Origin of the sequence: Planctomicrobium stercoris (assembly GCF_051465655.1) — a bacterium.
GTDB lineage: Bacteria > Planctomycetota > Planctomycetia > Planctomycetales > Planctomycetaceae > Planctomicrobium.
The window spans coordinates 4,112,386-4,137,415 of the sequence record NZ_CP195791.1 but is presented as its reverse complement, the minus strand read 5'-3'; the positions used below and the strand labels follow the sequence as shown (position 1 = coordinate 4,137,415).

At 57.5% G+C, this 25,030-nt stretch carries 18 protein-coding genes; 6 read left to right on the top strand and 12 right to left on the bottom strand.

All coding sequences use genetic code 11. The features are described 5' to 3' along the window. Positions 1–9 precede the first annotated feature (9 nt). Positions 10–2,220, top strand: a complete 2,211-nt coding sequence (locus tag SH661x_RS16600; RefSeq protein ID WP_437223699.1) for a hypothetical protein — start codon at positions 10–12, stop codon at positions 2,218–2,220. An 87-nt stretch (positions 2,221–2,307) separates the two neighbouring features. On the opposite strand, the gene SH661x_RS16595 is transcribed toward SH661x_RS16600, so the two are convergent. The 4 genes from SH661x_RS16595 to SH661x_RS16580 form a co-directional block, all read right to left on the bottom strand. Next, the gene (locus tag SH661x_RS16595; RefSeq protein ID WP_437223697.1) at positions 2,308–3,582 is read right to left on the bottom strand and encodes a DUF1501 domain-containing protein; all 1,275 of its coding nucleotides are present in this window, start codon (positions 3,580–3,582) and stop codon (positions 2,308–2,310) included. Between the two features lie 179 nt (positions 3,583–3,761). Further along, a complete protein-coding gene (locus SH661x_RS16590) occupies positions 3,762–7,502 on the bottom strand; it encodes a DUF1553 domain-containing protein (protein WP_437223694.1) in 3,741 nt (1,246 codons plus the stop codon). Positions 7,503–7,615: 113 nt separating this feature from the next. Continuing rightward, positions 7,616–9,376, bottom strand: a complete 1,761-nt coding sequence (locus SH661x_RS16585; RefSeq protein WP_437223692.1) for a FecR domain-containing protein — start codon at positions 9,374–9,376, stop codon at positions 7,616–7,618. Beyond that, entirely contained in the window at positions 9,373–9,900 is a 528-nt protein-coding gene (locus SH661x_RS16580) for a sigma-70 family RNA polymerase sigma factor (RefSeq protein ID WP_437223690.1), read from the bottom strand. Before SH661x_RS16580 ends, SH661x_RS16585 begins: the two co-directional genes overlap by 4 nt. A gap of 338 nt (positions 9,901–10,238) precedes the next feature. Between SH661x_RS16580 and SH661x_RS16575 the strand changes: the two genes are divergently transcribed. From SH661x_RS16575 to SH661x_RS16560, 4 genes are all read left to right on the top strand, one after another. After that, entirely contained in the window at positions 10,239–11,225 is a 987-nt protein-coding gene (locus SH661x_RS16575) for a DUF1559 family PulG-like putative transporter (protein WP_437223687.1), read from the top strand. Positions 11,226–12,111: 886 nt separating this feature from the next. Continuing rightward, positions 12,112–13,104 carry a DUF1559 family PulG-like putative transporter gene (locus SH661x_RS16570; RefSeq protein ID WP_437223684.1) on the top strand — a complete coding sequence of 331 codons (993 nt, stop codon included), beginning with the start codon at positions 12,112–12,114 and terminating at the stop codon, positions 13,102–13,104. A gap of 238 nt (positions 13,105–13,342) precedes the next feature. After that, entirely contained in the window at positions 13,343–13,735 is a 393-nt protein-coding gene (locus SH661x_RS16565) for a hypothetical protein (RefSeq protein WP_437223681.1), read from the top strand. 50 nt (positions 13,736–13,785) lie between these two features. After that, positions 13,786–14,790 (top strand): DUF1559 domain-containing protein, encoded by a 1,005-nt coding sequence (locus SH661x_RS16560; RefSeq protein ID WP_437223679.1) that lies wholly within the window; start codon positions 13,786–13,788, stop codon positions 14,788–14,790. Between the two features lie 163 nt (positions 14,791–14,953). Here the strand turns inward: SH661x_RS16560 and SH661x_RS16555 are convergent, their stop codons facing one another. Next, a complete protein-coding gene (locus SH661x_RS16555; protein ID WP_437223676.1) occupies positions 14,954–15,598 on the bottom strand; it encodes an RraA family protein in 645 nt (214 codons plus the stop codon). A gap of 112 nt (positions 15,599–15,710) precedes the next feature. Here SH661x_RS16555 and SH661x_RS16550 point away from each other — a divergent pair, with 112 nt between their 5' ends. Further along, the gene (locus tag SH661x_RS16550; RefSeq protein ID WP_437223673.1) at positions 15,711–16,088 is read left to right on the top strand and encodes a RidA family protein; all 378 of its coding nucleotides are present in this window, start codon (positions 15,711–15,713) and stop codon (positions 16,086–16,088) included. 211 nt (positions 16,089–16,299) lie between these two features. Here the strand turns inward: SH661x_RS16550 and SH661x_RS16545 are convergent, their stop codons facing one another. The 7 genes from SH661x_RS16545 to SH661x_RS16515 all read right to left on the bottom strand — a co-directional run bounded on the left by SH661x_RS16545 (position 16,300) and on the right by SH661x_RS16515 (position 25,002). Then, positions 16,300–17,421, bottom strand: coding sequence for a M24 family metallopeptidase (locus SH661x_RS16545; protein WP_437223670.1), 1,122 nt, complete (start codon positions 17,419–17,421; stop codon positions 16,300–16,302). Next, the gene (locus SH661x_RS16540) at positions 17,378–19,060 is read right to left on the bottom strand and encodes a sodium:solute symporter family transporter (RefSeq protein ID WP_437223667.1); all 1,683 of its coding nucleotides are present in this window, start codon (positions 19,058–19,060) and stop codon (positions 17,378–17,380) included. The genes SH661x_RS16545 and SH661x_RS16540 overlap by 44 nt, the downstream gene beginning before the upstream one ends. 139 nt (positions 19,061–19,199) lie before the next feature. Further along, entirely contained in the window at positions 19,200–21,173 is a 1,974-nt protein-coding gene (locus tag SH661x_RS16535) for an exo-alpha-sialidase (RefSeq protein WP_437223665.1), read from the bottom strand. Between the two features lie 107 nt (positions 21,174–21,280). Continuing rightward, positions 21,281–22,192: a dihydrodipicolinate synthase family protein gene (locus SH661x_RS16530; RefSeq protein ID WP_437223662.1), complete on the bottom strand. Its 912-nt coding sequence runs from the start codon at positions 22,190–22,192 to the stop codon at positions 21,281–21,283. Next, positions 22,189–23,271 carry a pyridoxal-phosphate dependent enzyme gene (locus SH661x_RS16525; RefSeq protein WP_437223660.1) on the bottom strand — a complete coding sequence of 361 codons (1,083 nt, stop codon included), beginning with the start codon at positions 23,269–23,271 and terminating at the stop codon, positions 22,189–22,191. Before SH661x_RS16525 ends, SH661x_RS16530 begins: the two co-directional genes overlap by 4 nt. Next, positions 23,271–24,095, bottom strand: coding sequence for an SDR family NAD(P)-dependent oxidoreductase (locus tag SH661x_RS16520; protein ID WP_437223658.1), 825 nt, complete (start codon positions 24,093–24,095; stop codon positions 23,271–23,273). The genes SH661x_RS16525 and SH661x_RS16520 overlap by 1 nt, the downstream gene beginning before the upstream one ends. After that, positions 24,088–25,002: a succinylglutamate desuccinylase/aspartoacylase family protein gene (locus tag SH661x_RS16515; protein WP_437223655.1), complete on the bottom strand. Its 915-nt coding sequence runs from the start codon at positions 25,000–25,002 to the stop codon at positions 24,088–24,090. Before SH661x_RS16515 ends, SH661x_RS16520 begins: the two co-directional genes overlap by 8 nt. Positions 25,003–25,030 lie beyond the last annotated feature (28 nt).

Sequence of the window (25,030 nt, the reverse complement as noted above, 5' to 3'; positions counted from 1 at the left end):
AAGACTTTCATGCGCTCACTCCGATTGAAGTTTGGTCTGCCGCTGAAGCTGGCGGCATTTCTGATTCCAGCGACGGTCTTCGCAGCTGACTCCGAGGTCGCAGTCGAACGGAATTACTCGGCCTCTTCCGGGAAGATTCCCTCGGAAGTGAGCGGTCTGGAATATGCCTCGTCCACAACAGGAACCGCGGAACTTCTCAATGGACTTCTGCGGACCACGGATACCGACGCAGCTGGCGACGGGCGATTCTTTTCGCTTCCCTCGGGCATTCTGTCCATCGACAGCGAGACGGACCTCACGCTGACGTTCGGAATTCGCGTCGCCCGATCGGAAGGGAGTCGCACTGCGACGGCGATCGAGCTGCTGATTCCTTCTGAGTCATTCTCGCTGGGACCGTTTCGAACCGGAGGGCACGGGGAAGGATATCAGGATGTGCTGGCCGCCAGCCGCATGATCGCGCTCGGTTTTCTGAGTGATGGCAAGGACCATCAACGTGACGAAGTGCTGCTGATCGATCCGAATCGGCCCGTCGATGAAGGGATCCTCGAACGCATTTCCATTCCATTGGATCAGCTGCAGGATTTCAAACTGCAGATTCAGCGTGGAGCGCCGGGACCGGCAGATGACCGTCTCATTCTTTCGCTGGAAGTAGGAAAAGAACTTGCTTCACTGGAACTGGCCCGGTTTCAGACATCTGTTCGACCAGCGAACTCCAGCATCCTCTTCGGACACCCAGCCACGCCGGGGATCGCTGATGCCCAGTGGCGGAACGTGAACTTGAAGGTTGAAAATTCTGGCCGCACGCAGTCTACGGAGAACGTGAAGAAGCCTGCGGTTGCCGTCGGGGCAGAGCCGCAGATGTTCATTGACGACTTTCTGATTGAGAGTCGCTCCAACGTGACCCGGGTGCAGGGGCACCCTGAGAAGCTCGCCAGTAACCCGGTCCTGAAACGGGAGATGCCCTGGGAAGACGCTCGCTGTGAACTTTATGGGAGTGCCATCTGGAATCCGGCGAAGGACCGGATCGAATTGTATTACTCGGCGACGAAGCGACCGTATGACGCCAAACTGGCTGTGGCCTACTCAAGCGACGAGGGGATGACGTGGTCTCGCCCTGAACTGGATGTTTTTCCCTGGGAAGGGAAGCCTTCGAACATTGTCTGGCCGGGACGGTACTGGTCACATGGTCCGTGCGTGCTGTTTGACCCTCATGATCCCGATGCAAACCGTCGCTACAAACTGTTCCTGACAGCTGCACCTGTCGATCCGGCGAATGAAAATGCCAAGACCGGTCCAAAAGGAATTGACGTTGCGTTCTCGCCCGATGGAGTTCAGTGGACGCCCGCAGCCGGCAATCCCGTGATCCCCGGGTTCAACTCGGATACCGGCAACTGCGTGATCTGGGATGCGAAGAAGAATGTCTATCGGGCGTACGTCCGCATTCGCTGCAACGTCGGCCGGTCCGTCGCCATCACAGAAAGCCCGGATTTCATCCACTGGAGCGAGCCTCGTACGATCTATATCCCGACACACTTCGATGCAGCCCGCAAGTGGGAATTCTACGGGCTCTCTGTCACTCAGATTGGAGAGCAGTACATCGGACTGGTCTGGGTGTTTCCGAGTGTTCCGGAGTCTGGGAATATGCAGTCGCATTCGGCGGTGACCTGGCCGGAGCTGGTGGTCAGCCGCGACGGCGAGAACTGGGAACGACCGTTTCCCGGTGAAGCGTTCCTTCCCCTGGGGGATGCTGACCAGTTTGATCACCGACAGATTCGGCCGGCCTCGTCCCTGACACTCCTGCCGGACCGGGTGCTGCTGCTCTACTCGGGGTCTCCTCACGCGCACGTGGCGGGACACACCTGGGACATTGGACTGGCGACCTTGCGTGCCGACGGATTCGCGTCCTTGCAGGCGGGTGAGGAGGCGGGCGAGATTGTCACGCGTGCACTCCTGCCGGATGGGAAACAGCTGCAGCTGAATGCACATGTTCAGGCGGGGGGAGAGATCCGTGCAGAACTTCTGAACGACAAGGGAGAGCCGATCAAGGGGTTCACGCTGGCCGATTCCAATCCACTCAAGGGCGACCATCTGAACGCTCCGGTCGCGTGGAAGAATCAAGCGGAACTTCCGGCGACAGCTGGACAGCCGGTCAAACTCCGTTTGATGCTCAAGAATGCTCAGGTGTATTCATTGCATGTTGCACCGACCGCAGCGAAGTAGATGCTGAAGCTGGTGTTATCGTCCGCCCGGAGAACCTCACTTCGGGCGGACTCATTTCACGACTTCGGAATTTGCAAGCGTTCATCATCAGCTGAAGAGGGGAGCGATCGGTTGCCCGCCGTCCGTCACCGGGACGGGACGGTCTCCATCGTACAGATACTTGGAGTAGTCAATTCCCAGCGCCGCGTGAATGGTCGCAAAGAAATCAGGGACACTCACCGGCCTGTCGACAATCTTCTTCGCGAGTTCGTCTGTCTCGCCGTAAGCCCCCTGATGGTTCAGTCCTCCCCCCGCGAGGACGCACGTGAAGGCACTCCCCTGGTGCCCGCGTCCCCCTCCTCCATCGAACTCCGGCGGGCGGCCGAACTCTGTGGTGATGACGATGAGCGTTTTGTCGAGGAGCCGTTTCTGCTCGAGATCAATCATCAGCGAACTGACGGCCATGTCGAGCTCTTCGATCAGGGCATGCTGCTGCAGGATTCCCGAATTGTGTGTGTCCCAGCCTGTGCCGTTGAGAAAGTTCATGTTGTGAGAGACTTCGATGAAGCGGACTCCCCGTTCGACTAGTCGTCTCGCCAGCAGACAGCGCTGACCGAATTCACCGCCGTACCGGTTCCGCAGATCCCCTGGTTCTTCATCGAGATTGAAGCTTCGATTGAATGCTGGTCCGCTGAGCTTCAGGCTGAGATCAATGGCTTCTTCGTAGTCCTGAAGCGACTGGGCCTGACGCGGGTCCTGAAGCTGTCTGAGTGAAGAGAGGATGGACTGGCGTCGTTCGTGTTGCCGGGAGGAGACCGATGAGGGACGGGAGAGTCCGGCGGGCCCCCGGCTGGTGTCGGTCAGGTAGAGATAGTTGTAGCGGGCTCCGAGGAAGCCGGGACCACGAGTGACATTCGGATACCCGATGAGCACATACGGAAGGGCATTCTCGCCGGCGGCTCCACGTTCATGGGCCACGATCGATCCCAGTGAGGGGTAGACCACAGTCCCGCTGATCTGGCGACCGGTATGCATGAAGTTCGTCGCTGCAGCGTGTTCATCAATGATGTCATGATGCACTGTGCGGACTGCTGTCACGCGGTCCATCAGGGGAGCCATCGCCTTCAGGTGTTCGCACAATCGGACGCCGGGAACGGCTGTTTCGATGTCGCTGTAGTAGGCGCCCGGGATTTTTTGTGCAGGATCACCTTGCCGCTTCGGGTCAAAGGTATCCATGGCTGCCATGCCGCCACCCAGCCAGATGGAGATGACATGTTCAGCCTGTCCCTTGATCAGGGGGCTGGCGCTTGCCGGGCGTGGGAGCAGAAGTGATGAGCCCGCAACGGCAGCAGCTGAGGCACTGAGAAATTGACGACGATGCATGACGATCTCCGAAGCACTGACTGTCACAAGTTGAATTCATGGGGGGCTAGACCAGTTTGGTCTATCATGTGCAGGCGATTCAGGATTTTCACCGCATGAAAGTCCATATGATCGCCTGCGGAACGTAATAGATGATTTGCAAAACCGCTCTAAGTCGGGATGAGGTCTCAACAGGAGGGTTATGGGATCCAGACGAATTCGCTGAGATTGACGACTCCCCAGACCAGATCTTCGTAAGCCTCTCTCCACTCCGGACGAAGTCGAGGGTCGGGGGGAGTGCCTGCTCTTGCCCGGCGTTCCATCTCCACAGCGATCGAGTTGGCCTCGGGCTGCACGTGATTCGACCAGGTGACCACGGGCAGATGCGGCAGCTCCGGAATGGGATCCCATTCTGAAGCAGGGACGAGGCGATTTTCGAATCCGCCCGCGAGTTGGGGAACGAGCAACTCGCGTTCTTCCCGTGTCGGGAATCTCCCCAGGACCTTGAGATAGATGCTTTCGACCAGTTGTTCCGGGGATTGGGCATTCACGCCAGCGTCGGCGAGGCCGCTTCCATGTGAGGCCCGCGTGAACAGGACGATGGCATCGCTGTTCTGCAATATGCCGGGTTGGAGCAGGTTGATGGCGAGTTCTCGATCGGTACGGGGACTTTGCCGGGCGCCGTCCCACCCGAAAGCTTCCAGGATGTCGGCGACAGCCCGGGCGCGTGGAAGACTTAAGCTTGGCCGGTCACGTTCGTTCCCCAGGCTGGAAAACATCCAGGCCCGGTTGGGCGTTCCCAGGGAGAGCCGTTGGCTGGAGGGCCGACCCGCTTCCGGTGCGAACGTCATCTCTTCCACGTCCATCGGTTGACCGACTGCGACGCACAGGGAATCAACGACCTGTTCTGCCGTCATACGTCTCCGATCCGGCGCGATGAAAAACTGCTCATCGGGATTCACGGGCAGGGACCGCCGGATTGCTTCCCTCGCATAAAGCTGAGACGTCAGGATCAGGCGGGTGATGTGTTTGAGGTCGTAGTCATGTTCTACGAATTCACGGGCGAGCCACTTGAGCAGTTCCGGGTGGCTGGGAGATTTTCCTTCCCAGTCGCTGGGCGGTTCGACAATCCCCGTGCCGATCAGTCGACGCCAGACACGATTGACCATCACCTCCGCGAATCGATGGTTTGCTGGAGCGGTGATCAGAACGGCGAGCTTCTCCCGAAGGTCTTCCGGATTCTGCATCAGCTGCGCGATGGTCTCCTGATCGGAACATCCAGTCAATTCGGCGAACGGCCACTCCGGCGAGACCGGGACCCCCGGCTTCAATGTCACGCGAATGAGTGACTCCCGTAACTTGTTTTCGAAAAACCCGGCAGGGACCCGACTGGTCTTGGGAACGGTCACCGGCTTTCGTTCAAGCATGGCAGCGAGTGCGTATAGATCCTGCTGCTTCGTGCTGTGATAGGGCGAATCGTGACAGCGCGCACACTGCAGCTCGATCGCCAGAAAGGCGGTGGCGAGTATCTGTCCTTTGGCGGCGAACGGGGCGTCGTTGTTGGATGCGATGCCGAACCCGGCGCTTCCCCCTTCATGAGTGCTGCCCCGCATCAGGATCAGCTCGGTGGCAAACCGATCCATGGATTTGTTATCCCGCAGCGAGTCGTAGATGAACCAGCGGAATGGTCCGGTGGTATTGAGACTCGCGTTAATGAGAGTCGGATTCTCCGCAAGAACATCCATCCAGTAGCTGGTCCAGTGATCGGCCCAGCGATCATCCTTGAGCAGGCGGTCAATGACTCTTACTCGTTTGTCGGGCGATGAATCCTGAAGGAACTCGCGGACTTCTGTTTCTGTCGGAATGACGCCCACGGTGTCGAGATAAATCCGCCGCAGGAAGGCGTCATCACGCGTGAGTGGAGGAAGTGCGACATCCGACGGCGTTAACGGCAGGGCTGGCCATTTCGCGCCCGCTGTGATCCAGTCTTCGAGAGTTTTGACCTGTTGAGGACTCAGACCGGTGGGTCCGGGCGGCATTCGTTCTTCAGTCGATTCGGAACGGATGCGATGCAGGATCTCGCTTTTGTCGGCGTCTCCGGGATGAATCGCCGGCAGGCCGGAATCGCCGCCGGCTTTCGCAGCCTCGAGAGTGTTGAGCCTGAGGCCCCCCTGTGCCTTGTCTCCATGGCATCGAAAGCAGTTCTCCCGCAGGATTGGAAGAACATCTCGATGAAACCGCTGCGCCTCTTCCAATGGAGTCTGAGACGATGCGGTCAATGCCTTCTGAATCTTTTCGTCCAGAAATGCGTCGATCGGATTGATATTCGGCTGGCTTGCAGGGACCGGCACGGGAGAGGACTGCTTGAGAAACTCCCGTGCGAAGTCGTGTCGTTTGTCCCAGAAGGGGGCCATGTTCTGAGAGGCTGACCTGCGATTTTGATCATCCAACATCTGCAACTGCCGGTTCTGCTCTGCCAGCAACTGCTTGACGGTTGAATCGTTGAGAGGATGCGGCATCTCGCTTCCGGGTTGAAGCAGGACGAAGGAGGTGCCGTCGGGTGTTTCGATGGCTACACAAGTCTCACCGGGATCCGCGCGGAGATCCCGACCGCCGACCAGCATTTCGAGGACGACCCGATGTTTGCCGCGGTCATCCAGGTCGCAGTCTGCGGAGACTTCCTTCTGACGGTGCTCGGCAATTCTCAGTCCCGGCTTCGGTGGAGGGGCAGGGGGAGTCATCGCTTCAAAGCCATCCTGCCCGGCCTTCATGGGACCTGTCTGCGCGACCTGATTTCCATCGATCCACAGACGACTCAGACCACGCACCCGCATCAGGAACCGATGTTTCCCGGCCGGAAGTTCGACGTCCGCAGCCATTCGGACCAGAACCGGGGCTTTCCACGATTCACGAATTCCCCAATTGTCGTACCGCACCGGCAGACGGTCGAGAAGGAATGTGTCAGTCTGAAACCGCATGGTTTCATCAGGGAGAGTTTCGTCGTCAGCCAGCCAGCGGAAATGGACGGGCATTCCTTCGTGCAGGGTGATCTGCACGGAGTCGCCTGCGAGTTCACCCAGCTGAGGCATCACCTGCGGTGCGCTTCCGGTGCTCAAGGGGAGTTCCGGACCGCGATAACGCTCCTTCAGCAGCGCGACGGGAAGTTTGTGACGATAGATCGCAATTTCATCCAGGTCCCCGCGGAAGCTGTTGGGGGGACTCCCTGCTAATGCCGATCCGATCCAGATGGCTCCATTGTCGACGGTCGGAGGGTTCTGCGTCGCGCCGTCCGCGTCCCATTCCCCGGTCACCTCTTTACCGTCGATCACACTGACCATGCTGTCGGGTTCCCCAAAACGATACGCGATGGCGATGTGATGCCAGTCCGTGCCGTTCTTGAATCCCTGATGTGACGTCCAGCGGTGCCACTGGGCCGGCTGTTTGTCTCCACCGTCTGGGGCCGGCTGGGAAGAAAACAGAAAGCTCGTCCGGATTCTGCCCTCCAGCCTGGTCACGCGCAGAGACCAGTTCTGATATTTCGATTCGGAGCTGAGATTTCCGGTGCGTCCCTTGCCGATCACATAGGCATTGTCTCCTTCACCGATCTCCCCGATTCTGACCCAGGCTTCGATGGTGATCTCATCCTGATTTGTGAAGTCAAACGGGCTCCCGACTCCGGGGTCGGCGAAGGTGAATCGGGCTCCCTTGCCGTCCAGCCGAACGGCGGTGTTGTCTTCAGGAAAGTCCGGGTAAGTGACGGGCCGCGGGCCGGGGATATCTCGATGAACGCCGCCGTGCGGTTCCAGCGGAGTGGATTCCTCCTGGCCGAAGCCCCAGTAAGCGACCGGTTTGAATTCGTCCGCTGCTGCGATGGCAGGTGAAAGCGCAAGGATGCAGAGGCAGGGCAGAAACCAGGAACGTTGCAGGATCAGCGTCATCATCTTCTCCGGACAGTCGGAACTCTTGCATCTGTCGATGCGCAATCTGGGCGGGACACAGCTCTGCGAAAGAGTCCGCACGGCTGTGTGAAGAAACGGAAGGAACTGGCAGCGGCTTATTCCTCGGGAATCAGAGGAGGAAGGCCAGCGATGAAGACCGGGTCCACTTTTGCTCCCTTCTCATCGCTCGCGTGCTGGAAGAACAGCTCCTGAACTTCCTCGCCCTCTGCGTACCCAAGGCTGGATAGGTCAATCCCCACCCCCACTACAAAGAAGTGCATTGAACTGACTTCCAGTTTCAGCGGTGCATCGATGCTGGCCAGCTGTTCCAGCGACTGCATGGCCTCCGGGTACCGATGCGACCAGAGAGGAGCCACCCTGCGGACCGCAGGCGATTCCATTGTCACGTCGTATTTCACGACCGTGTGAGGTTTCAGGCCGGGGCGGTCTGACATGGGATAAACGTGGAAGGAATCTCCTTCCGGACGACTTGAAAACGGTTGAATCTCCAGCAAAACGACATCGGGCCCGGGGTGATTGACCACCGGCGTTGAGAAGCGAATTCCCAGGCCGGGAGTCCCCTCGGTGTTCGACTCCGAGCTGATGACAGGCGTGTGATTCAGGGGCAATGGCTGTCCGCCGAAGTTGATCAAACCGGTCGTCAATCTGCGGTCCTCCAGCCAATCTTCGGGACGCGTCGGCTTTTCAAAGAACCCGCAGAGATATCCATTCTGCTCCGGTTTGGGATCTCCCTGGAACCATGTCACAGAGATCGGGATCAAGTCTGTCACCGGGTAATGGCAGAGGTGACCATTCCGCTGGACCGTGATGGATTGCAGCTCATCCGCCGTCTCTTGTGATGTTGATGATGCTTCGTACTTCACGAGCCGGTCCGGAAGCTGCGCCCGATATCCTTCAGACCTGAATTTGGTCCGCTTCCCGTCTTTGTCAGCAAAACCGCCCATGCGCATCGCCTCTCCGTGAGTCAGGCGGACAGGCTCGGCGGATGTTTCCAGTTCTGAAGGGACAGGCTGCTGGAAGACCTGCGTTCCCCCTGCCGAGCGGGCGTTGGAAAGCAGATCCGCTGCCCCTTCGATGACGTGAACTTCCGTTTCATTATTTTCCTGCACTCGCACAAAGAATCGTGTTCCGCGATCGATGACCTTGGTGACAGGAGTGATGACTTCAAAGCCTTCCGCACCCGGAGGAGCATGGACAGAACAGGCCCCGGAGTTGAGGATCAATTGATCCTTCGACGCCACGCGAAAGATCGCTGGAGCCTCGACAATTGTTTCGGCACCGGACGGGAACTTCAGCCTGACCAGCCCGCTCTGCAGCAGGTAATCCTGAAGAGGTGTGACCACATCTCCGGCAAGCAGCAACTGCTGTCCGAAGAACTTCGCGCGATCTTCATCAACGAGAATGACATCCTCATTGCTGACGGTGGCAATCTTTGGGGGCGTAGCGGGTGGATGATCCGGGCCGACCCAGGGCAGGAGCGATACTCCTGCGATGAGCGACAGGGCCGCCGCTCCTGTCCATAACAATCTTCTTCGAATGGACCAAACGCTTCGGGCGGAACGTGTATGCGATTCCTGGCTCGTTGCCATCGGGGCCCGTGAGTCTGGTTGATCACCCTCATTCAGCAGCGTGTTCACCTGACCAAACGCGTCCATTCTTAACAGGTCGTGAATGGCAGCTGTCCGGATCTGAATCCGCCGGAACATCCTTTGCCGTTCAGGATCACGGCAAAGCAACTCGGCCAGCTGTTCCACTTCTGCCGGATTCAGAGTGCCATCCTGATAACGGACGACCAGTTCCAGGAAAGCAGGATCCGGAATGGAGACATCGTGCTGGTTGTCATCAGACGGATTCATGATGTTCTCCCGCTGGCCAGTTCCATCCGCATCTGGATGCACCGTTCCAGCAAGCTGTGAATTCGAGCCAGCGCCTGGTAAACGGTGGCAGGCTTTCTCCCCAGGAGCTGCGCGACATCGATTCCGGAACGGCCTTCAAAGTACCTCAATTGGAGGATCCTCCGGTTGTTCGAGGTGAGTTCGCCCAGACAGAGGGCCAACGCATCACGTGTTTCGCGGTTTTCGCCTTCATCCTCTTCTGCCCAGACGGCGAGTAACGCGTCCAGAGCTTCCTCCGAAATTCCTTCATACCGTCCATCCCGGGACCGGATCACGTCGATCGCCCGGTTCCTGCAGGCGACTCTCGCCCACTTCATCAGCTGCGGCCTTGCTTCGAACAGTTCCTCCCGCAGCAGCGATTTCACACAGATATCCTGATAGATGTCTTCAGCCAGATGAAAGCTGCGGACGATGGTGATGACATATGCCGTGAGCGAAAGTCGCTCTTCAAGGAGTATTGCCGTCGCTTCTTCTCTGCTGAGCATCGGATTGAAGTTCTCCCAGGGACGTCAATAAAAGGACGTATGACTGCTGATGTTCTCGACAATTTTTTGCAGGACTGGTGCTGGTTGTCGAATCGGTGCGTATTGTCGAAGTGTTTGGCCCGGTCTGCTTTGGAGCTCTTTTTGAGTCCGTTTCGCCCTCACTTGATTCCTGTCAGGAAGCGGGAAACGGAGAAATTGGCGGAGTTTTGAAAAAAAATGTCGAGAAAACCAATGTTGATCCGTCTTGGGCATATCAACATTGCATTGAGATTGTCCGATTCTGATCTTTGCCTGGTCTCCATTTTCCTGTTGGAACGGTTCTTTTTTAGGAACGACTGATGAAATCACTTCGCGTTCGCGGGTTCACGCTGATCGAGTTGCTGGTGGTGATTGCGATTATTGCGGTGCTGGTGTCATTGCTGCTCCCGGCGGTTCAGCAGGCCCGGGAAGCGGCCCGTCGATCGCAGTGCAAAAACAATCTCAAGCAGATCGGGCTGGCACTTCAGAACTATCACGATGTCCACAACACATTCCCTCCGGGTGTGAGCGGGAAAATCAATCCCACTTCGGGATCGAACTATGAAACGAATGCACCTTGCTGGTTCCAGTTTGTGCTTCCCATGGTGGATCAGGTCAATCTTTATAACCAGTTCGCTATTCAAATGAGCACTAACGTTCCTTCGTATAACTACAATGGGCGAACAAGAATCGTCGGGACGTTCGTCTGTCCGTCGGACCCCAACTCACCTCGTCCAAAAACTTACAGTACTGCTTTGGCCAGGGAGCTTGGGTTCTCTGGAAACTATCTGGTATGTGCAGGATCCAAAGTCTTCACACCATCAGCTGCCGTGAGTGACAACACGGCGACCCGGGAAAATGAAGCCGACATCGCCGATGTAAACATGCTCGCGAGAGATGGAATGTTCTATGGTTTGTCACGAACACGAATTCGAGATGTTACGGATGGAACCAGCAATACCATCCTGTTGGGAGAGTGTCTGCAGGTGCGGGAGAGTGTTCCTGCAGAGCCGGATCTGCGGGGGGCGTATTACTTCGCCAAGCGTGGAACCGTCTTGTTCAGCACACTCAACCCCCCGAACACTTCTGTCGGGGATCGCTTGAGCAGATGCGTCTCTGAAATCTGGACTCCATGTAACGGGGAGGGGACGGACAATGCCGTCATTCATGCCCGAAGCCAGCATGTTGGGGGAGCGCAGCATGGCATGGCCGACGGATCCGTCGTCTTCATTTCAGACAACATCGATCGTGCGACCTACCAGTTCATCGGAACTCGTAGCGGTGGTGAGGTCGCCCAGGCCTTTTGAACGTTTGCCGTGACAAAAGTGTCCTTGGGTGTTGAAACCAGCTTCATGGGGGAGAGGTTTGCTGCTGATGCGCTATGCTGAATTTTTGATGATCTGCCATCTCCTCCTTGCCAGTAGTTGCGGAACAGGCCCGCACCGGAGCTTGCCCTCGACTGTCACAGTGAGTGGAAAGGTGACGCTGGACGGGAAGCCGGTCAAATTTGCCTTGATTACATTCAGCCCCCTGGAGCCCGGACCCGCAGCGAGCGGCCAAATCGTCGATGGAGAGATTGTTGGCTTAAAAACATCGGGATCGAGTCGGGGAGTCGTTCCCGGTGAATGCCGTGTCACAATCTACGATCCTCCTTCGGAAGTTGAAACGGTTGATCTCATTCCCGATCGCTACGGAAAGTTGGATTCCGAGTTGTCTGCCACCGTCAAACCTACTGGTGGGAACGAATTTGATTTCAGCCTCTCATCCAATCCCGCAAAATGATCTCCGCGATGCGCGGTGTTCAAGAAGCGGGGAATGAGCCCCCAACGGCGATGGGCGGATGTCTGCTGATCCAGTGAACGAGGTCAAGCTCGGCATGGGGAGATGGTCGTAACAAGCTGCACTGCTGCAACCTGTGTTCAGTTCGTCAGGCCGGATTCGGCGTTATCCCTGGAGATTCCGGAAAAATTGTCGAGAAAACCAATGTTGATCCGTCTTGGACATAACGACATTGTGTGGAAATTGTTTGATTCTGATTTTTGTCGGATCCCGTTTCTCCCTGTTGGATGTGCTCTCACTAGAGCGGTTTTGCAAATAATCTATTACGGTCCGCAGGCGATAATATGGACTTTCATGCGGTGAAAACCCTGAATCGCCTGCACATGATAGACCAAACTGGTCTAGGAACGACTGATGAAATCACTTCGCGTTCGCGGGTTCACGCTGATCGAGTTGCTGGTGGTGATTGCGATTATTGCAGTGCTGGTGGCGTTGTTGCTCCCGGCAGTCCAGCAGGCTCGCGAAGCGGCTCGTCGATCGCAGTGTAAAAACAATCTCAAGCAGATCGGGCTGGCGTTTCACAATTATCACGAGCAGCATAACCGGCTGCCTCCCTCGTGCGTGGCTGGCGGGCAGGGTGCGACCGGAAATCAGTATGTGCTGCGGTCCTGGGGATATCAGGGGATGATCTTCCCGTTCCTCGAGCAGTCGACTCTCTACAACGCGATCGGTGTGGGAAGTACCAACCTGGTGCCGAACGCAAATCTCTCGAACACCAATGATTACACCACAGCTGCTGCTGGCTCGGTCGAGAAACTGTTGACGACACGGCTTCCAGTTCTGCTGTGTCCGAGCGCGACTGGGGGGGCCGTCAACAAGTTTCAGGCGAATCTCGGGACGATGATGTACGGGGCCAACAATTTTCTGTTCGCGATTCCGGACGTCGCCCCGACCGGTGGTTATGCCGGGGCGGCAGCCGCATCATTGACTGACATCAAGGACGGCACTTCAAACACGATCCTGATGGGGGAAAAGGCCTTGATGGAGGCCCCATTTCTCGCGATCGGCAACAACTGGATCGCACAAATTGCCTGTGCGGACTCCAATGGAGGATTCTTGCGGATCAACAGCGTCTCGGCGGCGACCAAAATCAACACGCCGTTCGCTGGGACGTGGCAGCAGGCACAGAACTGCTTCCAGGAGACAGACACGTCCATCGGAACACGCAACACGGTCGCGAGCGCGCATGTGGGAGGGGCCCACGTTCTGCTTTGTGATGGATCCGTGCGATTTGTCAGCGAAAACGTCCAGTCGAATCCTGTCGTCGGAGTGAATAGTGTGAACGCCAATTATCTCTGGCAGAACCTGTTCAACATCAACGACAAAAACGTCATCGGCGAGTTCTAGAGCAGTTTGCTCTACCGTCTGCAGGCGATTCAGGCGTGTTTACAAATGAAGTCCATCTTATCGCCTGCGGAATACTGAACACCAATTCGAAAAAGGCCCTGGTCTCTTTCCTCTTCGCTGTTTTCATCGCAATCGTCTCCGACTCACAATGGTCTCTCGTATGCGGTACATCAGTCTGATTTTGCTTGCTTCGATTTGCTTGTGTGGATGTGGTTCGGATCGTCCGTCCCTGGTCAAGGTGTCTGGGAAAGTCACCCTGGACGGGAAACCCCTCAGCGGGGCGCAGGTCGCATTGCAGCCCGTACTCACGGATCCCAAAGAGAAATTTCAGCGTCCTTCATCGGCGTTCACTGACGAAGCTGGAGAGTTCAGCCCGGAGACCTACTCGAATGGCGACGGTCTGCGTGTCGGAAAATACCGCGTGGCTGTGATCAAGAAAGAAATGGTCGGGACACCGCCCGCGGGGGCGAATGCTGATCAGATTCAACAGATGCCCCTGAGATACAAGTGGATTACCCCACGCAAATTCTCCAAACCGGAATCCTCGGGACTCGAGGTCGAAGTGACGTCGCAGGGGCTTGAGCCTGCGGTCATCGACCTGACATCAGTCCAGCCCGCAGAGATTGAATAGTTGTACTACGTTCTTCGCTGAAGTCGTTTCTTCATTTGCAGGAGTGCATCATGAATCGCTCTCGGAGTGGATTCACGTTAATCGAACTTCTCGTGGTCATCGCGATCGTTGCGGTTCTACTGGCATTACTGTTGCCCGCGGTTCAGCAGGCGCGGGAGGCGGCCCGGCGGACGCAGTGCAAGAACGCGATGAAGCAGATCGGCCTGGCGCTTCAGAACTATCATGACGCGCACGCCACTTTCCCGATCGGGGCCGGCTACGGAGTGCAGACTTATAATCAGGATTTCTCGGGGACCAACAATGCTCCCCGCCGGGCTCCCTGGACAGTCCTCATCCTTCCGTACCTCGATCAGGCGAATCTCTACTCTCAGTTCGATTTTTCCGATCGGTTTAAAGGGGCTTACAACGAAACGCCGACCAGTGGAAAAAATCACGATGCCTCGCTGACACCGGTGTCCGCGTATCATTGCCCGTCGTTCAATGCACCCAATGACCTGCTGCGGACGAACTATTTTGGCGTGATGGGAAGCGGAGTTGCAGCCTGGTCGCACGCCACTTCAATTGGCCGTGCGTTCTGGGAGACCGGTGTTCTCTTCAGAAATTCCAAGGTCGCCATCCGGGATGTGACCGACGGCAGCAGCAACACTCTGATCGTCGGGGAAACGAAGTATCAGCTTGGTCCAAAGGCTCCCAGTCCCGCCGGGGCAGCTCGATTCGGGTGGGCATCCACGCTGCGGGGAGACCCCAATACTGTTCCCGGAACATTGGCAGCTGTGACTGATGTTCCCATCAACTCCTGGAATGGTGATGGCAACGAAGCGGACACGGCATTCACGGAAAATGAAGCGAACATGCGGGGAACCATTAACACCGGCAGTGCCACTCCGGCTGCCAAACAATGCCTGCAGGGACGGGCCTTCAGCAGCTTCCATGTGGGTGGATGTCACTTCACCTTCGTCGACGCCTCCGTCCACTTCATCAGCCAGAACGTCAACATGCAGACGTTGCAGAATCTGGCAAACCGCAGCGACGGGAACGTGCCCGGAGAGTTCTGAAGCTGCAGCGCGCGATTCTCGGAGCACGCTTCGTGCTCTGGCGGCAAGTGGAATGATCGGACTCGAGAACGGTTCTTAAGAAAGTGAGGCGTTCCGGCGGTGATCAATACAGCTTGAGAGAGAAATCCCCTTCAATCGCGGCCACACTCCCCTGAGTCAGGGGCTAGAGAACGCCGAACTTCTGGTACGCTTCCGTCGCCAGCATTCCCGCCCGGATGGCATCACGGACTTTGTTCTCTTCGCCCACTTTCTTTCGAGCGTACTCCAGAACTTCTTCTTCCAGCTTTGAGGGAACGAAGACGATCCCGTCTTCATCGGCGACGACCAGATCTCCCGGGTGAATCGTCACTCCCAGAATCTGGACCGGGACGTCGTAGTCGCAGACACGCTGGCGATGCTGACTGTCGAGCGGACAGACACCACGGGCGTAAACCGGGAAGTCGTAACTCCGCATCTTCGCGACGTCACGGACAGCTCCATCGACGACAACTCCCACGCACCCGCGATTGCGGGCAGCTGTGGTGAGCAGTTCGCCCCAGATTCCTGACCGCATGGAACCGTGAGCGGCCGCGATCATCACATCCCCCGCGGTGAGTGAATCCACCGCGATCAACTCCTTTGCGTACGGCTCCGGGTCGGTGTGGAACAGGTCGCCCCACAAAGTCGTGCGGCACCGCCCGATGAGGAGTCGCGGAACGGTGATGGGAGAAAGTCCCGGCAACACGCATTGATTCCGGCAGCCCAGAGCATCCAGAGCATCGCTGACGACGGCGGAGTAGAGTTGAACTTCCTGGGAATTCTGGGACATGGATGAGTCTCCGAGCGTCGATGGTGAAGGTTGACACCTGATTTGCGTTCCGTATAATGGAACATAGAGTTTCATGTGACAAAATGCAAGTTCTGCGACAAAGTCGATTCATATGCCCTTTCAGCCAATTCTCGGGGATTCGCCCCGCAGCCATCTCCCTTTCAGCCCAGCAGTGCAAGCTGGCCCGTTTTTCTTCGTTTCGGGACAGGCTTCTGTCGATGACGAAGGAGCGATTGTCAGCGACAGCTTCGAAGGGGAGTTCCGACGTTCGTTCCGGAATATCGAACGGATTCTGCAGAACGCCGGACTCAGCCTGAAGGATGTGGTGAAGGTGAATTCCTACGTCGATCACGCGGGCAATCTCGCGGAATACAATCGACTGTACCGGGAGATCTTCAGTGCTCCGTTTCCTGCCAGAACCACACTGGTCGGGTGCCTGGACGGTACGAATCTGAAGTACGAAGTCGATGTGATCGCGTATCAGGAATAACCCGCCCCGGGTGCCCCAGACAAAGTCTGGGTGGCACAGCCACAAGAGGCATCCCGAGAACCTTCCCTATCGACAACGCAGGTTGTTGTTGAAATCGGCTTAACAGTGACGCTTCAACAACATTTGGCCGGGGTCAGACAGGCCTCTTGTTTCTTCGAAACCCAGACTTTGTCTGGGGTACCCGGAATGACAGTGTTATGTCAGATGGACTTCACAGGTCCAGCGGGAAGTCTGTCAGGCGTTCAACACCGGACTCCGTGACGAGGTAGTTCTGCTCGAGCCGGATGCCCGCTTTCAGCTCAGGGGCATAGAGTCCCGGCTCCGCTGTGAAAACATCGCCCACTTCGAACGTGTCGTCCCAGCGATCGTTCAAATGCGGAGCTTCATGGGGCCAAAGCCCGATTCCGTGACCGAGATGATGAAAGAAGCCCTCGGGGAGGACAGCGTCGAGACGGACCTTCGCCTCCGTGAACAGCTCTCGTGTTGAAACTCCGGGGCGAACGGTCTTCTCAACCAGTTCAAGCACATCCACGATTGCTCGCCATGCACGCAGCTGTTCGTCGCTGGCGGGTCCTTGAACTGCGAATGTCCGGCAGTTGTCGGCGTAGTAGCCGCGATATGCAGGTCCGAGGTCCAGAATGAACAGCTCGCCTGCCTGTGCCTTGCGATTGCGTGGCGATCCCCCGGGTGAGTTGCACTGAAAGTCATTGCCAAAGCCAGTGAGCGTCTCGCCTGCGCAAAGCACAGCGGCTGCCTGCAGCTGGTTGTAGACCTCCAGTTCGGTCACGCCGGGCGCAATGATTTCGCGGGCCCGGCGGTACATGGCGGTTGTGCAGTCGATCGCCTTCCGAATCATCGCCAGTTCATCCGGGTCTTTACGGCGGCGAAGTCGCCACAACTCCGGTTCGATGTCCACCAGTTCAAGCCCGCTGCTGCTGGACCATGCTGGATGGACAGCCAGATTCAACGATCCTTCAACGCCCCATCGAGTCGACCCTGCGCGGGGAGTCCAATGTGAAGGAATCGCGGACAACGCGGCCTGCAGCTGTTCCTGTCGAAGTGTGCATCGCCACTGAGCCTCGAATGCGACAGCATCATCACACACGGCATCGTCAGGGATACTGTTGGGAGCGCAGAGAAACGTCTTGGAGTCTGCAGTAATGATCACCACCGCCTGCAGCACCGGGGCTGGACGGTAAGTGGTCAGGTACTGCACATGTTCGGGGCGAGTCAGGCAGGCCGCCTGAATCTGATTCTGTGCGAGGAAGGTTGCCAGTCGCAGTTGCCGTTCACGGCAAAACTTCGGACTCAGCGAGACAGACTCCTGGCTCATCTGGATGTCGGCTTTCGGTTAGCGGGGCTGTGCTGTTGGTCGTTGTCCGAGTTGGTTTGCGCACGATGGCTGCCCAGGTGAAATCGAGTCCCGGATGTGGCTTGCCATTTTCGATAAACAAGCTCAAAAGTCCAGCGGAGAGCATCGTCGTCAGGCAGGGGACGGCAATCGCCAGTAACATCGTCGGAGTCGATCCGAACAGGGAAAGTTCACGTCCCCAGTTCCAGATAATGGCAGCCAGCAGGCCCAGTCCAACAGCAATCGCGACCGACTTCCCGGTGCAGCGAGGAAGGAACATCCCGATGAAGAACATGGCAGCCAGCGGCCCGATGAACATGTTGAAAAACTTCGGCATCATATCAATGATCGTCATCCCGCCATGCAGGGCCAGCTGAGCGACGAAGAACGCATTGATTGAGACAAGCAGGGTCAGAACGATACTGAGGACGCGGACAAAGAGAAGTGACGCACTCGCCTTCTCTTTGCGGCGGGAATGAGTCATGAAGTCGGTCGTGACCACTGCTGTGATCGAGTTCACGCCCGCTTCCAGCGTCTGAATGGCATCACACAGGAAGGCCGAGATCACCAGCCCCGCACAGCCTGCAGGGAGCTGGCTGCTCAAGAAATGGGGAAACAACTTGTCCGCCGAGTTCGCGGGGGTCCAGCCGGCTGGGAGAGCTTCGGGGTGCTGAAGATAGAACGCCAGCAATGCGAACCCGCACAAGGTCAGCAGTCCGACCATTGTCAGTTCGGTAGCAATGTTGATGTAGTAGCTGCGACGTGCGGATTGCAGTGAGGCGGTGGAGAAGTAGCGTTGCAGCACGACCTGATCGGAACCGTGGGTGCAGATCGACCAGAAGAACTGGTTGATCATCGCTGTGACGATGGTGACGCGGATCGTCAGATCCCAGCTGAACAGCGGGGGAGAGAGATGCTGCGTGTTCTGTTCGGCAGCGGTTGCCCACCAGCTGGCAGGGCCGGTGTGATTCGCCATGACAACGGCTCCGATGACCATCACCGTCCCCGCGAGCAGCAAGACGCACTGCAGTACGTCGGTCCAGATCTGAGCCTGAATTCCGCCGACCGCTGTATACACGGCAGCGATGATTCCGATGCCTGCCATCCACCAGTACAGGTCCGCGCCCGGCAGAAATGCGAGGTCCGGGCCTTTGACACGGTCCAGCGCCATGGCAGCTGCGAAGACCACCATGCTCATCCAGCCCAGCCGCAACAGGATGAATAAACCTGCCCCCACACACCGCAGTCCGTAGTTGAAGCGGAGTTCCAGATATTCATAGGCACTGGTCAGACCCAGCCGCATGTAGAACGGAATCCAGAATCGCGTGACGACGAGCATTGAGAGCGGGAGCGCGAGGTAACCACAGTAAAAGCCGAAGCCATGTTTGATCACTTCACCCGGCGTTCCCAGATATGTGAGCGTGGAAAAGAGTGTGGCCAGAATGCTGAGCCCCACCGCAAACCAGGGAACATGCCGTCCACCAACAAAGAAATCGTCCGAGGACTTCTGTCTGCGGCCGAACCAGACAGCGATCCCAAACGTCAGCAGCAGGTAAAAGGCAATGGCGACAAAGTCCAGGAACTTCAGTCCGGACTCCATCGAGATTTCAGCTTCAGGCATTGCAGCTCTCTTGAAATTCTTTTCGCATCTTTCCCGCTGATGCGCACACAGAGCGCGTGCGGCATCCGGGGAGATGGCAGAGACAGACCGCGATCGCAGAAGACCAATCGCAGCGAGGTTCAGGTTTTCCGGCGGGCGACTACTTCTTGTCGTCGTACAGCCAGTTCAGGTTGAAGCGGGTGACTTTCGTGTCGGTCAGACCGTTGCCGCGACGGTCGCCGGCACAGTGTCCCAGCAGAACATCGTCTCCCACGAAGTCGATCGCAGTGTAGCAGTACCAGCCAAACGGATCTTCGTGGACGTTTTTCACCGCTTCCCAGGTTTTTCCGTCATCCTTCGAAATCGCCACGGTCAGCGGAGTTCGAAAGTCCTTCAGTTCGGGAGCGATGCCTGCGTGATTGTTCCAGACCAGCAGCAAGTCGCCTGTTTTGGGAATGCGTTTGATGCTGGCTGGGGAGAGTGGCGAAATGATGTTCGATGGCACCGGATCCGACCACGTGTTCCCGCCATCTTCGGAGTACGAGAGCATCTGGCTGCCGACGCTGGCGCGGATGAACATCATCAGCCGACCGTCAGCCAGTTCGATCACACCCGGTTCCTGTACGGTGGCCCGATTGCCGTTGACGAATCCCTTGAACACGGACTTGCTGCGCTTCCAGGTCTTCCCCTTGTCGTCGGAGAAATAGCACATGAGCTCGCCGGCCCAATCGTTTTTCTTGTCGGCCAGGGTGCGATGCAGGCAGACCGGCAGTACGAGGCGACCTTCCCGGGTCTGAACTGCGCGACCATTGTTGAGCACGTAGTAGTCAACTTCGTCGGTGATGCATTTCACCGGCTCGCCCCAGGTTTTTCCTTCGTCGGTGGAGATCCGCATGTCGGGGCGGCAGTCGGAGGGCGAAATCTTGCTCAGGTAAATCAATGCGATCTCCCCCGATTGGAGTCGCAGCAACGAGACGGACATCACGTTCAGGCCAGATTCCGGCTTCACAATCGTGCGTTCATCCGGCAGCCAGGTTTTGCCCTGATCCAGAGACACCCGTTCGCGCAGCTCAGCAACGTCATAATCGTCGCCGGTTCCCTTTCCGAAGTAGGTGTAGATGAATAGCAGACGGCCATCCCGTGTTTGGATGAAGTCCCCTTCGCTGTTGCGGGAGTTGTTCGGACCGGGAGGGAGATCAAGCACGACTTCGGGGGCGACCACTTTTTTCGAATCTTCGACTTCTTGAGGAGCCTCGGGGCCGCGTGCCAGTGTCAGAAGCCCCTGTGCGGCCCGAATACGAACGTCGAGATGGGCATCATTCAGCAATTGGATGAGCTCGTCCTCTGCCGACTCGATTCCCGCATCGCCCGCCATGTAGGCGGCATCCGCCTGAACAACCGGATCTTCATGAGCGAGATTCTTCAGCAACGCTGCCCGCCCGTCAGAGTCCCCTTGGAGTGCCAGGGCATGCTCATAGTAAGCGCGCTGTCGCGCATCCTTCGTTTTCTCGAGGGTCTGCTTGAGGGACGCAACGTCCTCTTTACTTCCGATGCTCCCCAGGATCCATGCGGAAACCCAGCCCGTTTCCGGATGGGACACGTTGGCGCGAATGAATTTCAGCGCGTTCTGATCCCCATGCTTTGCCAGAGCAGCAGCTGCCATGAGTGCTTTGACCGGATTCGACTGGTCAGACATCGCGGTTTTGAGGAGTTGACCATCGCCAGTGACGTCGACCTTGTACATCGATTCGCAGGCGTGGACGTGCCCATACGCATCCGGGTTGGCAAGGACCTCCAGCAACACAGTCGCTTGTCCGTCATCGCCGGCACGGATCAGTTCCCTGGCGAGTCCGCAACGTTGACGAAGGTTCGTCTCCAGAGGAAGTCGAGGGGTCAACCGTTTGCGGACTTCCGCTCCGTATCCATTCTGCGACAGCGTTTCAGCAGCATGCATTGCCGGCCAGAATTCATCGCCGACGAGCGCATTGCGGAGAATCTCCAGGCATCGCGCTTCGGTTTCAGCATCCAGTGTGATGGCTGTCGCGTGAGGTGGGAGTGCAAACGCAGTCGGGCACGAGGTGAGTGGGGCGCTGCAAAGGAGCATGAGTTGAATTGCCTTACGAATGTGGGGCATGGTTCTACCTTTTTTGAGGAAAGCAGCTCAAACGGGCCGGATAGGTGCGTCAATTAGCAGGGAGAAAATGTGCAATCAATGCACACGAATCGCAGCGACTTTCATCTTCAACTTGACACGAATGGCGCTGTGAATCCTTGAATTGCTTTCTGGACGATCGGTGTATTCGCAAAAATCTCCTGCTGGGGCGGGGTCAGTCGCGGCATCGGAGCAGGAGCGATGTTCCCGGGAATGCCACGTTGACGCAGTACTTCACTGGCTGAGGATAGAATCGGAGCGGGAAAGGCTAAAAGGAACTTGAGCAGTTCGGAAAGATCGTTCTGGATGCGAGTCACCTGTGCCCAGTCATCAGCGACGGTCGCCTTCTTCATCTCCTGCATCCACTGCGGGACCAGTCCGAAGATGCCGTCCAGATGTTCACGCACACCCGACTTGAGCAACACATCCATCAGGAGCGGCTGCGCGACGATCACGCGGGCCCGGTCACCCAGCTGATCAATCAACGGCCGCGTATTCACAAAGTGATCCGAGCATTTAATGCCGTGGATATTCGGGTGCTCCAGCACTTTCAGAACGGTGTCGACTTCCAGTTTGGAACCTGTCAGCCCCGGCAGGTCGTAGAGGTACACCGGTTTCCGGCTGACATCCGCCAGTGATGTGCAGTACTGGATCAGTTCGATCTGTCGGAATTTGAAGAAGTAAGGGGTGATGATGACGACCCCGTCAATCTCCAGGTCTTCCACAAGCCGGATCCGATCACGGGTGCGGACGTAACTGGTGTCTCCGACCCCGACGAGCAGTTCGGCCCGACCGGCGTTGAACTGGATGCTCTGCTGCACCAGATCCAGATAAGTCGGGTCGCTCAGAAGCTGCATCGCACCCATCGTGCCGCCGACGAGCAGACCGTCGATCCCATGCTCCAGCTGGTCGTGAATGTGCGCATCCAACCCTTCGCGATGCAGTTGTTCATCATCTGTCAGGGGAGTACACAGTGCGGTAATGAAGTAGGGAGAAGTCATGGCGGGCAGCTTTCCTGGTGAGTTTCCTGCGCTATGGGTGAGTGTCGTGTCGTTTGCTTTTGAAATTCGTCGAAGGTGACAAGGGGACAGCTTTGCCCCGACACCATGCGGTCAATCGCGGCTGGGTCTTTGAAGCCTGCCCCTGTGACGAGACAGACCGTGACGTCATCGGAAGAGATGAGACCTTCACGAGCTGCCTGCAAGGCTCCTGCCAATGGGGCTGCAGCGGCCGGTTCGCAGAAGATTCCTTCTTCCCGGGCCAGACGCGCCTGCAGTTCAGTCACTTCGTCATCTTCAACGAGAAATCCGGTTCCACCACTGGCTCGGCATGCCAAGAGAGATTCATTGCCGTCGATGACGTTGGGAACCTGCAGGCCCGTCAGGCGGGTGGTCGAACGGTCGCATTTCTGGGCCGTTGGAGATCCGCGACGCAGCGGTCCGGCAATGGTGTCATTGCCCGCCGGCTGCACGCAGTGCACACGGGCCGCGTGGCCGAGCGAATGAAACCCACGCGCGACCGCGAGAATCAGACCCCCTCCTCCCGCACAGACGAAGACATGCTTCAGCGGATTTTCGAAGTTCGAAGTCTGCTGCGAAAGTTCATGGCTGATGGATTCCACTCCCGCCATTCCGACGGGACTGTGTCGAAATGCGGAGATCTGCAGGCAGCTGCCAGGTTGTTTTCCCAGCTCATGCAGGTACTGCAGGACGTCGCCAGTCAACGTGGGATCAAGGCCGAAATTCCGGATCTTCCACAGCTGCGCACCGTAGGCGAGCATCTGTTTCAGTTTGCCTTCGGGAGCATCATCCACGACGGCAATCTGGCAGGTGATGCCGGCAGCAGCACAATACGCGGCCAGTGCTGCCCCCGCGTTTCCGCTCGAGGAGGCGACTACTCGCTGCACGCCACGCTGGAGCATGTCACGCACCGCAGCGACTGCGAAGCGATCTTTGTAGGAACCGGTCGGATTCAACGACTCCAGCTTGAAGTAGAGGTGCTTCAAACCAGCGGCGGGGCCGATTTGACGTGATCGAACCAGCGGTGTGTTTCCTTCACCAAGTGTCCATGATTCCAGCATCACTGTGTTCCCCCTGCTGGAGCCTTGAACTCTGTCGGAAACTGCAGGTTTTTAATCGCATAGGGGGAGCACTGATGGAACCACCCCCCGTCGATTTCAATGCAGGTGCCGGTCAGGTAGGTGGCTGCGTCACTCGCCAACATGACCAGAGTGCGGGCAATCTCTTCCGGTTGACCGAATCGCTGCAAGGGAATCATTCCTTCGACGTGATCGCGAATTTTCTGATCGAGATCCGAAGTGCCGTACCCGCGACTCAGTTCGGTATCGATCGCCCCCAGGTTCGCCCCGAGGACGCGAATTCCCGAAGGCCCGTACAGCGTCGCCAGTTCATACGTCAGCGCATCGAGTCCCCCCTTCGCAGCGGTATAGGCGGGACTGATACCAGCGACAAACTTCGACTGAATGCTGGAGATGTTGAGGATCACTCCCCGCCCCGCGGGCTCCATTGATTCCGCACACCACCGCGAGAGAAATGCAGGAACGGTCAAGCAGATCCGCAGCGTCTTCTCCCAGGAAGAGAGCTCGATCTGCCGCATGGTGACGATGTCTCTCCATGCGGCGTTGTTGACCAGCACATCGATGCAGCCCCATCGATCACGCGCGCGATCTACAGTCGTTCGGGCGAATTCGAGATCACAGAGATCCCCGGCACAGACAAGAGTGGCCGCTCCGTTTGCTTCACAGTCACTCGCCACCTGATTCAGTTGATGCTCATCATGGGCGACCAGAACGCAGTCGTAACCGCCCTGCGCGAACGCTTTGACAGTCGCAGCACCGATCCCCCGAGAGGCGCCGGTCACAATAGCCACAGGGCGATCAGACATAGCGATACTCCCCGGGTGCTGGTGCTTCCAGAATTGTCGCCAGGCAATCCCCCGGCATGACAGAAGGGATGGCTCGCAGGAGGATGACCAGACCTGAATGTTCAGCACGAATCTCCACCGACGGTTCTTCGCACATCGAATGGATTCGGCCTAATAGATCGCCAGCCCGAAGGTGATCGTTGAGATTGCAGGCGGGTTCAAAGAAGCCGGCCTGCGGTGCAGGGGAGTTGATCTGCAGCACGCCGCTTTGCTCACGGGCATCTTCAACCACGTAGCGGACACGATTGGAGGGTGTCGGCTGTTCCCACATCTGGAGAGCGTGCATCACATTCAGGCAGCCGTCGACATAATCCTGAACGCCACGCGCGTCGCAGCCGCTTCCTCCTCCCCACTCCGCATAGATCGCTGGGATGTTGCAGTCCCGGGCGACTGAAAGAGTGCGGCCGTTGAGCTTGGAGCTGGTCCCCCAGATGATTGGCAGATTGAAGGCATGCGCCATTTTTCTCTGCTGGGTGAGAACACGTTCATCATCATGAAGCATGTAGCCTGCCAGCGGAGAAATCTCCATGGCGACGCCGCCGGTATGCAGATCGATGAGGAAGTCGTTCTGGCGAATCAGGACTGTGGTCGCAGCCGCAATCTGTTCTGTGATCGAGCCGTCTGATCGGCCCGGCATGGTGCGGGCAAGGTCCAGTTCATCAGGCCCCGTGCGGCGGGCATTGCGAAAGGCCGGGAGGTTCACGATCGGTACGAGCGTCACCTGGCCCCGCAGACGCTGCGGGTCGATGAGCGTGGCGAGCTTCCGGACCGCAGCCATCGGTTCGAACTCGTCACCATGAACACCCGCCAGTATCAGCAGGCGTGGGCCTGTCTGGTTTCCAGCGATCGTTTGGGAGAAAATTGTCATCGGTTCTTCAAGTCGAAAGGCGAACAGT